Raw genomic sequence first — 16,209 nt, forward strand, 5'->3', positions numbered from 1 at the left:
CGTAATTTACAACAAATGGCCGATTATTCAGGTAAGGGGCTTACCGCGAGTATCGGCAATCGACTGGTATTGCTATTCAAGTCCGTATTTCGCACTCAACATAGATATGAAGCCGGTGACGTTGACGAAATAATGTGGCGTCGGCGAATGCAACGACTAAGGCGCAATATTAAGCGCTGGCTTGAGTGCGGGGAAAATGTGCCCGCTTCACGCTACTCAGGCCGATGCCGGCATATTCTCAAATATGAGCAAGGTTTATGGGTTTTTCTCAATCACCCAGGGACACCTTTGACCAATAACGAAGCCGAGCGTTGTTTGCGTGGCAGCGTGATCATGCGCAAGATCTGCTATGGCACCAGTTCAGATAGGGGTGAGAAGTTTCGATCTCGGATCCTCTCAGTCGTTGAAACGTGCAAGAAGCGCAAGTTATCCCCGATAACAGTGATCAGCACTATCATTGCGGGCGTGGTGGGTAAATGCGACTACCCAGACGTATTTGGACTAACCTCAGCTTAGTCAATCCCCCTCTGGTGAATGCTTACGGTTCGATGAACTCCTTGTGGAGTAGCTTGGTAAACTCAGCTTCTGTGACTGGCTTGCTGAATATAAACCCCTGAATCTCCTCGCAATTAAGTGCTTTTAGGATGCTGAGTTGTGAGGCGTCTTCTACACCTTCGCTTACAACAGAGAGCCCCATGTTGTGGGCAATAGTAATAATCGAGTCGACCATCTTAAGATCACGATCAGACTTATCGATATCGTCCACAAAGGCTTTATCTATCTTCAACGTGTGAATAGGGAAACGTTTAAGGTAGGAGAGTGAAGAGTAACCCGTACCAAAATCGTCTAACGCCAGAGTTACTCCCATCTTAGATAGCTGTTGCATCACTTTTATAGCTTTCTCTGGCTCTTTAATGACGGTCCCTTCGGTGATTTCAAGCTCTAAATTCGCTGCAGGAAGCTGAGTTAGACGTAAAATTGACTCGATACGCTGCTGCAGATCGGGTAGAGCGAACTGATATGAAGATAAATTGACCGCTACGCGTCCATTGAAGATTCCTTGGCTCCGCCATTTTTGTGCCGCGAAGCAGGCTTTCTTCATGACTATGTCACCAATTTCTACGATCAGGCCATTCTCTTCGGCTAATGGAATAAATTCATTAGGTGGGATCAGTCCTTGCTCTGGGTGATTGAGCCTGACTAGCGCTTCCATGCCTGTCATCTTACCACTTTTAAGATCAATTTTAGGTTGATAGTAAACTTCAAACAGGTCTTCCTTGATAGCTTGTCTGATTAGGTTTTCCACTTCCAGTTGTCTAATTGCGTTACGGTTCAGTGATTCTGAGTAGAACTGATAGCGATTGCCACCCGCGGATTTGGCGTGGTACATGGCGATATCAGCTTTACGCAGTAGGGCTTGTTCATTTTGGTCATCTTCAGGGTAGAGCACTATACCAATACTCATGCCAACTACGACTTTATCTGAGGTCAATTCGAACGGTGTGACGAAGGCTTCGATAACACTATTAGCGATAACCGCACTCGAGCCTATATCTGGATTATCGTCGACGAGAATGGCGAATTCATCACCGCCGAGGCGGTAGATACTGGTGTGGTAGGGAACTGCAGCTTCGATGCGTCTAGCGACTTTTATTAATAATTCATCACCAACCTGGTGTCCGAGAGAGTCGTTAATTTTTTTGAAGTTATCAAGATCGAGTACCATGAGTGTGTGATGAGAGTCGCGTTTAACCAGATTACCTAAGGTGACCATCAAACTTGAACGGTTGGGAAGGTTAGTCAGCAGATCGTTGTTGGTCAGCTTTCTAAGCTCTTCTTCTTGCTGTTTACGACGGGAAATATCAGAAAATACGCCTACATAATGAGTAAGCTGTCCCTGTTCATCGTAGATAGCATCGACAGTGAGTTCCATCAAGAAGCTGGAACCATCTCCCTTAGCAGACTCGACATCGTTACTCCATCGACCTTGTTGATTCAATATAGTGCGGATCTGTTCAGAATAGCTATCGGGGTAAAGGTCGAAGTTAAATTGCTCGCCAATAAACTTATCTTTGGGTTTTAAACACAGCTCACAACAGGCTTCGTTGACTTCTACAAATCTAAACTCACTGTCTAGAATAAACATACCTTCTGAAATGTTGGCGATAGCTCGTTCAAAAAGCCGCAACTGTTCTTCGGCATGTTTAAAGTTGTTGATGTTCTTGATGGTACCCGTCATTCGAAGCGGATTATCTTTCTCATCACGCTCGACAATCTTTGCTCTATCTAAAATCCACACCCAGTCACCGGACTTTCCTTTCACACGATAGGCTGCTTCGAAGTGATCTGACTTGCCAGAGAAATGATCATTAAGCGCGGTACTGACACGCTTCTGATCCATGGGGTGAATATTACTTTTTTCACCTGTTTCACCTGCTCTCTGCCCATCTCGAGGAAAATCAAGTGACCCCCAGATATTAGAACGATATATCTGCCCTGTTTCGATATCCCAATCCCACATCTCATCACCACTCCCCCATAAAGAGAGTTTTAATCGTTCTTCAGATTTAGCAATCTGCTTTTGGACTTCCCGGCGTCTCAGTATAGTCTTTACAATGACTGCTGAAATGATCAGTGAAAGCATGAAATAGATAAATTCAGCTTGTTTAGAAAGCCACCATGGAGGAGTTATTATAACTTTAATGCTTTTCACATTGCCTGAAATTTTAACAAATGGGTCGATAGCATATACGTTGAAAGTATATTCTCCTGGAGAGAGGTTTGTATATGTCGCAGTATTTATTCCTTGTGAAGATATCCATGTATCTGACAGGCCTTCCATTTGATAATTAAATTCTATTTCTGCACTCGGCTTTCCCGGTGAACTAAATTTAAATGTAAAAGGGTAATCTGAATGATCAAGTTCAATTTTTCTTGATAACGATATAGGTTTTTTTAATTCGCCATTGATCATTTTTCTGGGCAGATTAAAAACTAAAAGTTCTTCTATTGAAACTTTGGGCGGCGAACTGTTTTCAAGATAGTTGAATATGTTTTCTGGTTTTAATGAACTCAGACCATTTATCCCGCCTAAAATCAGATTGCCATTAAAAAACACAGAAGATTGAGTGTTATATTCATTCTGAATCCCTGTGTTTCTATTTAATATAGTAATCTGTTCATCGTGGATGAGGATTACCTCATTTATCGAAGATGCAAAAAGTAAATCATTCCAAGTTGACATGGAAAATATTGCTTTGTTGTTTGAATATATTTCAGATACTTTTCTCGTGTTTATATTGTAACTAAATATCGACTTCGTAGTCCCAAAAAATATATCGTTCTTGTATTCTCTTGCACTAAACACTATATCGCTAGTGAATATTTCAAGTATGGAGTTGTTTTTTATTTTAAAAAGTCCACCTTGACTAGCTATTAGGATTCCATCAGTTGTAGGAATTATGTCAAATATAGGGTTTCCTTTGTCAACTTCAATGAGACTTATTGTTTTATTTTCTGAAACGTTGACGGTTAAAATATATCCATTGGTAGTCCCTGCTAAAAAGTCGTTGCCATCATTGGTGCTACGTAAAACTGCAAAACTTTCATTACTAATTTTCGTTTTTATTTTAGACTTAAGATCTAACGAATACAGACCTTCAGCACTACCTATAAACAGTTTTCCTTTAAGTGTAATTGCAGACTTTGCTCCTGTTATTCCACTATCATATTTACCTATAAGCTTTAAATTAATATCGTAAATAGAAATTAAATTTGAATCGCTCGCGACGGTTAAGGTTTCTTGCCTTTGACTATTCAAAGACCATACATTATGCTTTTCTATCGATAAATAGTTAACAATGTTTGATAAATCTCTTATTTCAATAAAACCCATATTTATAGATGAAATGTATAGACTACTAGCTCCAGATAAAATCAAAGGTCTTTCTAATGTGTATTCGACCCCTTGGAGTTTACCGATACTACTATGTGAAAAGTCGGGGTGTATTTCGAAGAGTTCATTCTCATAAAAACCATATAACTCCCCCTTAGACTTAAATATAGTGTCGTACCTAAATGAACTTACCTGATAAGGTACATCATTATTTATAGTGTAAATCCCATTTTCGGTGTGACTTAGAAGAGTCCCTTTGTAATCTATTATTTTTTTGGATTTTGTCGAGATGATACTTGCATCAGTTTTATACTTTATAATTGTCCCATTGTAATTTCTAATAATAAAAGTGTCATCAATACGTATCACTGACTTTATCCCATCGAAGGAAATATCTTCGAATGATGATGTAACTATGCTGTTGTCTTTATTTAGTACGAAAACTTTATTGTTAGTTCCTATTATTATGCTGTTTCCAGAATCGATCATTGACCAAATAGGTAAGTCATTTATAGGTAGGTTTTCACCAATTTTAACAAATGTTGAGGTGTTCTTATCCAGCTTGACTAACCCGCTGTCTGTGCCTACGAGTAAATCACCATTATTTATTATTAAGCTCCTGATAAAAGAACTTGGAAGACCTGTCTGAGTTCCATCGGAAAAATAATGTTTAAAACTACTTCCGTTGAACCTATTTAGTCCATTAACAGTTCCAATCCAAAGATAACCATCGTTATCTTCAACTATAGAAGTGACTGTAGCTTGAGATAATCCTTCCGCGACGCTATAGGTATCAGTGTTAAGGAGAATTGAAGCTTGCTTCTGTTCTAGAGGGATTTCACTGCTTGATTCAGATGATTGATCAATAGCATGCGCCTGGCCGAAAAGACAGAGTGCCAGTAGGAGAGTGGTGATTGTTTTCATCATCGCGTTTGGCATCATTTTCAGTTTGATTATTAGCCAGTAATGCTTAGGCAACAGGGATTTAACCTCACTTTTTCAGAAAGTGAAGACTTTGTCAAAATTTGAAGGGAAATTGTTTAGTGATAATCATTATTGATCAATGTTTGGTTGTTGTTTTATGCCTAATAATCTCCTTAGTTTAACCATAAAATCTAGAGTATCTTTCAAATTAAGGTTATTTGACTAAAATTGGCGTATTTTTGTGATTTATCTAATTTGTTGGAATAATCCGGCATCGTTTGCCGGAGAGGCGGGATTCGTTCACGGCTCTGAATGTGAAAGTTCAATTTCTGTCACAAGTCAAAGCCGAGTCGAATGACTTTAGCTTTGGGTTTACTTCTTAGTTTAGCTTGCATCTAAGCGGCTAATTGTAAGAGATTAGTAGCTGAATTTATTCGCTTGAAGCTTAAAACTGCGCAGATCTGTGATCATGTTGTCTGAGCTTAGGCGCTCCTCATGTCTGTGATTGTCGCCTGTGGTGAACAGCACTAAGCGATCACAGAGTTTGTTACGCATTTTTTGCATCATAAACTTGATCACATCGGCGCGAGTCAGCTTTTCAATCTCTTTCACGACTAACTCTCGTTGATTAAAGTCATAATCCTTATTGCCTATGCTAGACCAATAGCGTTGGCCTCGAGTCTTAAGGTTAGCATCGTGTTCCATGACTTGGTTGATAAGGCCTTGTTTAGTGAGTTCCCACTGTTGATTAGTGATCTGCATAACCGCGTAGTTAAAGTCGGCAATAAACTCGTCAATGGCTTCTAAGAGCTGCAGAGGGCTAGATGTTGGTGACTGGATATAAAATACGATCCCTGGATAGCGATTAAGTGGTAAGTAGCCCGTGCCTACCATATAGCCCAGTTGTCTCTTGGTTCTGAGTTCGTGAAAGAAAGTCGAAGACATGGTGTGGTTCAATAAACTGAACAGGGCCATGGTCTCAGGATTCGATTGAGATGCTTGATAGTAGATGATGATGCTGCTGTCTTGGTGAGACGCGGTAATTTCACGTAGAAGCGTTCCCTTACCCGACAGGTCAACCAGCTCACGATCAGATTCGCCACTGGGTGATGAGACTAGGGAGAGGATATGATCTAATCGCTTGCCTAATGCCTTAACTTCTTCGACCAGCCAATCGCCGTAGACTAAGCCCTCGAGGTGGATTTTCTCATAGAATTTTCTGACGTGTTCATGTAGATCTTCTAAGGTTATCTCTTCTAATTCTTCAGCCATGCGTGATGGCTCATAACTGCGCTTTTGCAGTGTCACCGTTAAGCTGGTGAAGATCTGTGAGATAGGCTTAGCTTTGGTTTGGTTATACCAATTTCTCAAAATCTGACGTTTAATTGAATTAAATCGATTCTGAGTAAAGTTTCTTTCTCTGGCTTTATTGATCAATAGCGATAATAGCGCTTCCTGTTTACCGGTAAAACCTGTCAGATGTAAGGTGATACCACCTTGGTGAGAATAGATGTTGTAACTGAGCCCGGCCACTTCGGCTTGATAGGTATATTCAACCAGATAGTCGAGCAACATCTCGACGTAGAGCCTAGTTAGCGCGGCATTCCTGGGAGACGATGCGGCATGTTCAGAATCAAGAGATAGGTACATATGGCCCTTAGGAACATTAAACTCATCATCTTTGCGGTGCCAGATCCGATAGCCTTTCTCTTGGGAAACGATGACTGGGATCTTATTCTGACTCTTTTCGGGGCGAGCAATGGAGTCCGATATGATAAATGGATTCGCGGTCGGTAGCTTGAGCTCGGGTCTGATTTGAATATGACTCCAGGATTTGAGCCTTTCATCTGCAATGGGTTTTATCTGATATGGCGTATGGTACCAGGCAGCTTGCCGCTCGGTATCTAATTCTGCTGCGATGATCTGGATGCGCATATTCGATGGTGTCATTAGTTGCAGTAAATCTAAGGTTTCGCTAACGTTAAGACTGTCCATCTTATAATCACCATAAACCAAATCCTCCACATCATAATGGTGCATATTGATGCTGAGGTGGCTGGCCAGATCTAATGGTCGAATCTGCTCTTGATACCTAAATGCCAAATTGAGCAGATTTGCCCGCTCTTGATAGCGCCAGTCTTCCAAACCTTGGGTTTTAATCAGTTCAATATATTCAAAAACGCAGCGAATGACCGTATCCAGGTGAGTGAGTCCTTTCTCAGTAAGCTGAATACTGATGTTGTAATCTTTAAAGTTATAGCCATTGACTCCCCCCCCAGCAGATAGGTTGATAGCAAAACCTTGTTCTTTTAGGTAGGACAGTAGGCTGCCATTACCTTCGTAACCGAGTAAATGGCTGATAAAGGTCAGTGGCTTGTGTTTATAGAAAGCATCTATGGCCGGCAAATTGAACGTGATCGCCACTCGCTTCTGTTCTTTGAGCGGGATGATATGCAGCTGGGTTGTCAGTTGCTCTTGCCGATAAATAGGTACCGCTGGATAGTGCTTCTCAAGTTGGTGATTATTTACTTTGCTGAAATATTGCTCTGCCAGTAATTCAAGTTTAGCTAGCGATCTGGGCCCAACCAAACATAGCGTCATGATATTCGCGCTATAATGGCTGCGATAAAATGCGACTAGCTCCTCTCTGAGGATGGATTCTTCGCCGCAGAGTGTTTTCAAGTTGCCCACAGAAAATTTTGAGAATGGATGCTCAGGATTGACCGTCTCTTTCTGCACTTGATAGGTTCGACGAATGTCATCCTTAAGTTTTAAACTAAATTCAGACTCGATGGCATGTCGCTCACGATCGACGAGTGCTTCGTTAAACAAGGGGGCGATAAAAAATTGGCTGAACCTATCTAACGATTCCTCAAAAACATCGGCATTAATACTGAAGAAAAAATTGGTGTGCTCAGTGCCTGTCCAGGCGTTATTGTTGCCGCCATGCTGATTGATAAATGCGTGATACTCGCCTGAGTCAGGGAATTTTTCTGTGCCCAAGAAAAGCATATGCTCGAGGAAATGTGCCATGCCAGCCCGCTCAACAGGATCATCGAAGTGACCCACATTGACCACCATAGAGGCTGCGGCTTGGCTCGCTTCCATATCTTCAACCAAGAGCACGGCGAGACCATTGTCGAGTACTAAATGCTGATAGCGACGGAGATCGTTTGGACTTTTGATGATTTGCAAGGATTCTGACAAGTAGAAGGCTCCATCTGATTTACCAATAGGCTCATATACACAAGTTAACTATGAGGTATCATTAAATAAATACTAGCTATTTTATCGGAAATAAAAAGCGAGTATTGCATATTGTTCCCCTTATCCTGCTTTAGCAAGTCTCTATAGGGGTTAAATATTCTCCATTTATAGTCTCGAATTTGAAAGAGATACAGATCCTAAGTCTATTCGACTAATTAATAACTTAAATAGGGTTTGTGCCGCTGACTTTTGCGGCTACAATTGGCATATAACGAGAAAAATGAGTAGCGAGAGTGGTATGCAGCTATTTTTAATGCGTCATGGTGAAGCGAGTTATCAAGCTCACTCAGACAGAGAACGGATCCTGACCGATACGGGTCGGTATCACACCTCTTTAATGAGTAACTGGCTGGCCAAATCTGTGCTTGAGTTCGATCTGGTGCTTGTCAGCCCCTATTTGAGAGCACAGCAAAGTTGGCAGGAAGTCAGTAAACACTTCCCCGAGCCTAGAAAGTGGCTAGTGCTCGATGAATTGGTTCCATCGGGAAACCCTAGCACTGCTGCGGATCTCACCTTGGCATACGCCGAGCAATATAAAGCCGACAAAGTGTTAGTGATTGCTCACATGCCCTTGTTGGGTTATATGGTGAGTGAATTGATTGCCGGTACCGAGCCGCCTTTTTTTGCTACCTCAGGGGTGGCATTGATAGATAAGCATTGCGAGTGCGCAACTCTGGTATGGCAACATGCGCACCACAGCATCAGTTAAATGCAATGAGTAAGATATATTTAGCAACAGTAGGGTTATCCAGTAAGAAAACAGTAGTTCTATTGACTGTTTTCTTTGTTTGAATTTAAATCTGCTCGCTGCTCGCACCTCGCACCTCGCACCTTTTCTACCTTCTATAGGGCTGATCTCCAATATCGATAAGCACCAGTAAGGCCGCATCGCCTCCCCATTCTTTGGGCGCCTTATGGAAAGCCTTCACATGTGGATGCTGGGCTAACCACATGGGAATATTCTGTTTTAGGATACCCGTACCGTGGCCGTGCATGACACAGCAGCAATGAGACTGCTGCTTAATACAGGCTTGAATTAACGCCGCAAGCTCAAGCTTTGCTTCCGACTGACGCATACCATGCAGATCCAAGAGTAGGTCAGGTTGATAATCTCCCCGGCGAAGTCGTTTTAGCTCGAAGCTATCAATATCATCTCGTGACCAACGCATCGGGCCTTCACTGGGCAGGTGAGGTTGATAGGTATCTGAGAAATAGCTGTCGGCATGGAGCTGCTGGGTTTTCTCCTCGATCACCTTCTTATCTTTGGGCTCGGCTCTGAAGTGACGCTTATCTTGCGTGAAGGGTTCAATGCCTTTAGTCATAGATGAAAATAGATCTTGGTCTTCAGAGGTGTCTTTATTCTTCATGTGTCTATTTTGTAACCTTAAAATCGTTTAAGCCGCTGTAGATGCTAATAATACCATTCCATATAAGTATCTGGTCAGTTCAGAGACTCTCAGTTTTTCAATCCCAAGCGATTTCTCGAGATGCTGAATGCTGCATCTCGAGGTCGTTTAGGTATAAACCAATATAAAAGCTAAATTATATAGATGATCGGCGTTATTCATACTGCTATTTTATTGAATCCGATGCCTTATGAATAGAGTTCAGTTACAATGAAACGGAATAAATATGTTGGAGTGAGTTTTGGATAAGATTTTTGTAGATGAAGCCGTAACTGAGCTACGTACCATAGGTGATATGTTGCGTTGGGGCGTGAGCCGTTTTAATGATGCCAATATTTATTATGGTCATGGGACCGATAATGCCTGGGATGAAGCCATAGCCTTAGTTTTTCATGCCCTTCATCTGCCAGAAGCGCTAGGTCAGCAAGTTATCCACGCTAATCTCACCTGCAGTGAGAAGCATAAAATCGTCGAGCTCATTATTCGTCGTGTAAGAGAACGCCTGCCGGTTCCTTACTTGACCAACAAGGCCATGTTTGCCGGGCTTGAGTTTTTTGTCGATGAACGTGTGCTGGTACCGCGCTCTCCCATTGCCGAGATGATTGCTAATCGTTTCAGCCCTTGGTTGTATCATAAGCAAGTTAACCGCGTACTTGACCTATGTACAGGCAGCGCTTGTATCGCTATCGCATGTGCCTATGAATTTGACGAAGCAGAAGTGGATGCACTAGACATCAGTGCCGATGCCCTCGATGTCGCGCAAATTAATATAGAGAGTCTAGGCGTGCTGGATAGGGTCTTTCCTATCGAATCAGATATCTTCTCTGCGATACCAAAAGGTCCACACTACGATCTGATCGTGTCTAATCCGCCTTATGTGGACGCCGAAGATATCGGTGACATGCCCGATGAATATCAGCACGAGCCTGCGATCGGTCTGGCATCGGGACGTGACGGGCTCGATCTGACCAAACGTATTCTGGCCAATGCAGCCGACTACATGACGACAGATGGTTTACTGGTCGTCGAAGTCGGTAACTCTATGGTGCACCTGCTGGAGCAGTTCCCCAATGTGCCGTTCACTTGGGTGACATTCGAAAATGGCGGTGATGGTGTGTTTGTCTTGACCCGTGATCAGCTAGTCGAAAATGAATCATTGTTTGCCATCTTCAAAGACAAGTAAACATCGCGGCTCAACAAGTCTCGATGTGCGCTGGTGATAAAAAAGGCTAACGCATAATTATACCATTCCGAGCAAGTATCTGAACTGACCAGATACTTATATGGAATGGTATTAGTCTTTATTTAAGCTTGTCACTTGTTGCTCATTTAAGCTAATCTCGGCTGGTGTACAAATTCAGAGTATTTTAAAACTAGTCAGAGGTTAATAGAGCGGATGTCGGGAAACAGTATTGGACAAAATTTTGTCGTGACAACATTTGGTGAGAGCCATGGTGTCGCATTAGGTTGCATTATCGATGGCGTTCCACCGGGACTCGAGCTCAATGAAGCCGATATGCAACATGACCTTGACCGACGTCGTCCCGGGACTTCTCGCTATACCACAGCAAGACGTGAGGCCGATGAGGTGCGTATCTTATCTGGCGTATTCGAGGGTAAAACCACAGGTACCTCGATCGGTCTTATGATTGAAAATACCGACCAGCGCAGTAAAGATTACTCCGATATTAAAGATCTGTTCCGTCCGGGACATGCCGATTACACCTACCAGCAAAAGTATGGTTTACGTGATTACCGCGGCGGTGGACGTGCATCAGCACGGGAAACAGCCATGCGTGTGGCTGCAGGCGCCGTGGCTAAAAAATACCTGAAACAAGTTCATGGTATCGAGATCACTGGTTACTTGTCTCAACTTGGTCCTATCAAGGCCGAAACCATAGATTTTAGTCAGATTGAGCAAAACGCCTTCTTCTTCCCCGATGCATCAAAACTTGATGCACTCGATGAGTACATGCGAGCCCTGAAGAAGAGTGGCGACTCTATCGGCGCCAAGGTATCTGTGGTTGCTACCGGTGTCCCTGTTGGTTTAGGTGAGCCTGTATTCGATAGGCTCGATGCCGAGATCGCCCATGCCTTAATGGGGATCAACGCGGTTAAAGGTGTCGAGATTGGCGATGGTTTCGAGGTGGTGGAGCAGAAAGGCTCGGAGCATAGAGATTTGATGTCCCCCGCAGGCTTTGCTTCAAACCATGCCGGCGGCATTCTAGGTGGAATTTCATCGGGTCAACCGATTATTGCTCATATCGCCATGAAGCCGACGTCGAGCATCAGCATCCCGGGGGAGAGCATCAATGCTCAAGGTGAGAAGGCTGAAGTCGTGACTAAAGGCCGCCATGATCCTTGTGTAGGCATTCGCGCCGTACCGATTGCCGAGGCCATGCTTGCCATCGTATTGATGGATCACCTACTTAGGCACCGGGCGCAAAATATGCATGTGCACAGCAGCACACCTCAGATAGGTATGCGTTAATTAACCTTGATGTGTGCTAAATGAATTCGAGGTGCCTTTTTTGTTTTCTCATAACTACTTATTTTGTTGTTAGCAGCTTAAAATCTATAGCTGCTTTATATAAGAAGCGACATCATGGATCAGACATCCCAAGTCAGTACAAAACTGCGCTGGATCAGCGCCTGTTATTTCTTCTTCTTTGCCATCTTAGGCGTGATGGTGCCATATCTCGGGGTTTTCTTCGAAAATAGAGGCTTTAATCCCCAGGAAATAGGCTCTCTGCTAGCCATTTTAATGGCCACCCGCATCATAGCACCCAATGTTTGGGCCATGGTGGCCGATAGGACAGGCATGCGTGCCCAGCTCGTCAAGTGGGGAGCCGCTGCCGCAGCGGTAAGTTATCTCACCTTCTTCTATGATGGCAGTTTTACCTATCTTGCCATCAGTCTGTGTGTCTATACCTTCTTCTGGAATGCTATCTTGGCACAGCTCGAGGTGATCACCTTAGAAACTTTAGGCGAGAATACCTCCCGCTATGGTGCCATTCGCAGTTTTGGCAGTCTGGGTTATTTGGTCTTTGTGGTCGGAGTGGGCTTTGGCATTTCCCTTTGGGGCACTGAAATTTTGCCCTATGTTGGTATGGTGTTATTCATCGGGTTACTGCTCAGTGCGCTGCCTTTACCCTCGGATCGTGCCGTGGTGAAGAGGAAAGGCGATACGCCTAAGCTCGCCTTAGATAAAGGTATTGTCTGGTTTTTAATCTCGGCGATATTACTGCAGATGAGTGCGGGGCCATTTTATGGATTCTTCGTGCTCTATCTTAAGCAAGCTGGATACACAGAAGCCGTCGCGGGTATGTATGTGGCACTGGGTGTACTGGCCGAAATATTGATGTTTATGATAGCGCCAAGGCTATTGGGGCGGTTTGGAGTAAAACGGCTATTAGTGGTCAGTTTAGGTTTTACCGGGATCCGCTGGTTGTTAATGGCATACTTGGTCGATAGTGTTATCTGGCTAGGCTTGAGCCAACTGCTGCATGCCTTTACCTTTGGCTTAGTCCATGCGGCCTCGATTCAATTCGTTCATAGCCGCTTCGATGCGAGTCACAGAAGTAAAGGGCAAGCCTTATATGCCAGTCTCAGTTTCGGCGTCGGTGGGGCTCTGGGTACTTGGCTGTGCGGCATGATCTGGGGAGACGGCTCGGGGGCTTATTTAGCCTGGATTGGCGCGGCGATTTGTGCATTTATCGCCATGTTGGCCGCTTGCTTTATACCTAAGCATGTTTATCAGACACCATAAAGGACAGTAAATGGCAATTCGATTTCGTCTGGGGTTAATCATTAACCCTTTCGCAGGTCTTGGGGGCAGCGTTGCACTCAAGGGCAGTGATGGTGTGGCTGAAGAGGCGTTAGCGCGTGGGGCTAAGCCTAAGGCGCATTTGCGTATGCAACAGGCACTCGAGGTGATCTTACCCTATCAAGATAAGATCGAAGTGATCACCGCCTCCGGCGACATGGGTGAAAACTTGGCTAAAGAGATGGGCTTCGATGTCTGTGTCGTGCATCAGGTTTGCGGCAAGAGTGAAGCAAGTGATACTCAGGCTGTGGTTAAATACCTGTTAGATGAAGCGTTAGATTTGCTGCTGTTTGCCGGAGGAGATGGTACTGCGCGGGACGTCTATTGTGTGGCCGATGAAAACATGCCGGTTCTCGGTGTACCCGCAGGGGTCAAGATCCACTCAGGCGTATACGGCATCACGCCACATGCATCTGGCATGGTGGTTAAGATGTTACTCGATGGTGAGCTGGTTAGCCTGATGAGCGCAGATGTGATGGATATCGATGAGGTGGCTTTTCGACAAGGCACCGTCAGAGCCAAGCGCTATGGTGAAATGCTGGTACCCGCCGAGCCTAGGTATATTCAGGCGGTCAAGATGGGCGGAATAGAAATCGATGAATTGGTGCTTACCGATATCGCCGCCGAAGTCGTAGAGAACATGGAAGATGAGCTTTATATCATAGGCTCTGGTAGTACTGTCGCCGCCGTGATGTCTGAGTTGCAGCTTGAAAACACCTTGTTGGGTGTCGATTTGGTGCAGAACCGTCGAGTGATTGGTGCCGACCTAGGTGCCAGACAATTATTGGATATGACTAAAGATCAGCCAGTTAAGTTAGTGATCACCCTGATAGGCGGGCAAGGGCATATTCTGGGTCGAGGTAACCAACAGCTGTCCAGCGAGCTGATTAAACGTGTTGGCAAGGACAATATCATCATCTTGTCGACAAAAACTAAGTTAAAAGCACTTGAAGGACGGCCCTTAATTGTGGATAGTGGCGACCCTGAATTAGACAAAGACCTGTGTGGCTATTATCGAGTCATTACTGGCTACCATGATTACGTCATGTATCAGGTTGCTAATCCCGACCTGAATGGAGCTAGTTGAGTCATCACCGGCTAGTATAATGACGTCATGGTTCAGGTTGCTAATCCCGACTTGAATGGAGCTAGTTGAGTCATCACCGGCTAGTATAATGACGTCATGGTTCAGGTTGCTAATCCCGACCTGAATGGAGCTAGTTGAGTCATCACCGGCTAGTAATATTAAGTTATGAATTGATAAAGAAAGAGCGGAGTTAGCATGTTAGAGCAGTATGAAACATCATTATATGAGTGGATAGACGATATCGTCGCGAAAGGGGATGAAGATGCCCTCTTTGCCAGTGGTTACCTTCAGGGGCATTTTGTGGTGGCGCTCTCTCAGTTAGAAGTAGAGACTGTGCAAGGCATCGCGGCTCTCGGTGAAAAGATGGATGTGTGTCTGCAGCTGGCTAAGAAAGAGCTGGATGATACGGATTATGCTTTGGTTGCCTCAGCTTGGCAGCAGCTAAATGAAAAACTCAGCGCGTGACAACTTGTGCTGACAGCGTAGACAGAACCAGCCTGGTTAAAATTGGTTTAGTCAATCCCAAAAGCCCGACCAATGTGGGCGGTGTGATGAGAGCTGCAGGTTGCTATCAGGCCAATGAGATCTTATACACGGGCAAACGTTATGCGCTCGCCGCTAAACACAGGGGCGAGCAGTACAATACCGATACCAAGAGGGCGGGGCAACATATTCCCCTGACGGCAACTGATGATCTTTTATCGGCCCGTACAGACGGTGTAAAACTGGTGTGCGTCGATCTCGTCGAAGGCGCGATTCCTTTACCAGAATTTGTTCACCCCGATAAAGCCATCTATGTGTTTGGCCCGGAAGATGGCACCATAGAACAAGCCCTCATCGATGCAGCCGATGCTGTGGTTTATGTGCCTACCATAGGTTGTATGAATCTGGCGTCGTCGGTCAATGTCTTACTCTATGACCGTTTAGCCAAGACTAATATGCAGATCGCCGATGATGCGCTTATCAGGCAAAGCCGTGATAACAATAATCGGGTTAGAGTCAAACAAAAGTAACCACGACCAATGTAAACTTATTCACGATATACAATCCATTAGCAATGGATTGTATTATGAAACGCTTAATTTGCTCCATGGTGTTATTGATATTGGGTAGTGCCGCATGCAGTACTCAGCCCCTCAAACTCAGTACAGATAGTGCCGATACCAGAGATGATGGCCTGGTTAAAGTCGAAAATTCAAAACTCGATATGTCCTTCGTCAGGCCAAACGTTAACTGGTCACAATACACTCAACTCTATTTTGAACCTGTCAAAGTCACTAATGACCATGCCCCCGATTATAAACCTCCCAGAATCGATCGGATTAGCGATGGGATGAATGCGAGCTATGAGCTGCGAGAGCAAGATCTGCAGAAGATGGCCGATGAATTCCACTTAATGATCCAGAAGGTCTTTAATAATGAGCAGCCTTATACTCTGGTCGACAAACCAGGGGAGGGGACACTTGTCATCGAGGCGGCAGTTACCGATATCAGGCTCAGTGCGCCTCGTGAAGACACGCGCAGAAGTTATAGTTCAATGGGTAAAACCTATAGTCAAAACTCAGGCTCTATGGTGCTGCTGGCGAGTATAAAAGACGGGGGAACCGGTGAAGTATTGGCAAAGGCTGCGGATAGAGGCCAGGGCTTCGATCAGTGGCGACAGAATACTGCGGTGTTTAACTGGGGTGATGTCAGAACCGTGTATCGCAGTTGGGCTAACTCTCTTAAAAATGCGCTAATACAGGCAGGAGCCGAAACGCAGAAATAACAAGAATTGCATAATAGATCAGCTTAATATGAACAA

The 16,209-nt window shown here is 44.3% G+C and carries 12 protein-coding genes; 9 read left to right on the forward strand and 3 right to left on the reverse strand.

Annotated features, from left to right (window positions below; genetic code table 11):
- The coding region (locus KT99_RS08090) for an IS66 family transposase (RefSeq protein WP_005498822.1) at nt 1–516 on the forward strand (516 nt) is incomplete at its 5' end.
- A 22-nt stretch (nt 517–538) separates the two neighbouring features.
- On the opposite strand, the gene KT99_RS08095 is transcribed toward KT99_RS08090, so the two are convergent.
- Nucleotides 539–4,837 carry an EAL domain-containing protein gene (locus KT99_RS08095; RefSeq protein ID WP_005498823.1) on the reverse strand — a complete coding sequence of 1,433 codons (4,299 nt, stop codon included), beginning with the start codon at nt 4,835–4,837 and terminating at the stop codon, nt 539–541.
- A 399-nt stretch (nt 4,838–5,236) separates the two neighbouring features.
- Nucleotides 5,237–8,026 (reverse strand): insulinase family protein, encoded by a 2,790-nt coding sequence (locus tag KT99_RS08100; protein ID WP_040571750.1) that lies wholly within the window; start codon nt 8,024–8,026, stop codon nt 5,237–5,239.
- A gap of 298 nt (nt 8,027–8,324) precedes the next feature.
- Here KT99_RS08100 and sixA point away from each other — a divergent pair, with 298 nt between their 5' ends.
- Nucleotides 8,325–8,795, forward strand: a complete 471-nt coding sequence (gene sixA, locus KT99_RS08105) for a phosphohistidine phosphatase SixA (protein WP_005498826.1) — start codon at nt 8,325–8,327, stop codon at nt 8,793–8,795.
- A gap of 127 nt (nt 8,796–8,922) precedes the next feature.
- Here sixA and smrB read toward each other — a convergent pair whose 3' ends face one another.
- Nucleotides 8,923–9,453: an endonuclease SmrB gene (smrB, locus tag KT99_RS08110; RefSeq protein WP_005498827.1), complete on the reverse strand. Its 531-nt coding sequence runs from the start codon at nt 9,451–9,453 to the stop codon at nt 8,923–8,925.
- Between the two features lie 280 nt (nt 9,454–9,733).
- Between smrB and prmB the strand changes: the two genes are divergently transcribed.
- The 7 genes from prmB to KT99_RS08145 all read left to right on the forward strand — a co-directional run bounded on the left by prmB (nt 9,734) and on the right by KT99_RS08145 (nt 16,173).
- Nucleotides 9,734–10,675: a 50S ribosomal protein L3 N(5)-glutamine methyltransferase gene (prmB, locus tag KT99_RS08115; RefSeq protein ID WP_005498828.1), complete on the forward strand. Its 942-nt coding sequence runs from the start codon at nt 9,734–9,736 to the stop codon at nt 10,673–10,675.
- Nucleotides 10,676–10,888: 213 nt separating this feature from the next.
- On the forward strand, nt 10,889–11,983 hold the full coding sequence (gene aroC / locus KT99_RS08120; protein ID WP_005498831.1) for a chorismate synthase: 1,095 nt from the start codon (nt 10,889–10,891) through the stop codon (nt 11,981–11,983).
- A 114-nt stretch (nt 11,984–12,097) separates the two neighbouring features.
- Nucleotides 12,098–13,261, forward strand: a complete 1,164-nt coding sequence (locus tag KT99_RS08125; protein ID WP_005498832.1) for an MFS transporter — start codon at nt 12,098–12,100, stop codon at nt 13,259–13,261.
- Between the two features lie 10 nt (nt 13,262–13,271).
- Nucleotides 13,272–14,405, forward strand: a complete 1,134-nt coding sequence (locus KT99_RS08130) for an ATP-NAD kinase family protein (RefSeq protein WP_005498834.1) — start codon at nt 13,272–13,274, stop codon at nt 14,403–14,405.
- 195 nt (nt 14,406–14,600) lie between these two features.
- Nucleotides 14,601–14,870, forward strand: a complete 270-nt coding sequence (locus KT99_RS08135) for a YfcL family protein (RefSeq protein ID WP_005498837.1) — start codon at nt 14,601–14,603, stop codon at nt 14,868–14,870.
- On the forward strand, nt 14,867–15,418 hold the full coding sequence (locus KT99_RS08140; RefSeq protein WP_005498839.1) for an RNA methyltransferase: 552 nt from the start codon (nt 14,867–14,869) through the stop codon (nt 15,416–15,418). The genes KT99_RS08135 and KT99_RS08140 overlap by 4 nt, the downstream gene beginning before the upstream one ends.
- Before the next feature lie 56 nt (nt 15,419–15,474).
- A complete protein-coding gene (locus KT99_RS08145) occupies nt 15,475–16,173 on the forward strand; it encodes a DUF3313 family protein (protein WP_100067637.1) in 699 nt (232 codons plus the stop codon).
- The last annotated feature ends 36 nt before the right edge of the window (nt 16,174–16,209 follow it).

Origin of the sequence: Shewanella benthica KT99 (genome assembly GCF_000172075.1) — a bacterium.
Lineage (GTDB): Bacteria > Pseudomonadota > Gammaproteobacteria > Enterobacterales > Shewanellaceae > Shewanella > Shewanella benthica_A.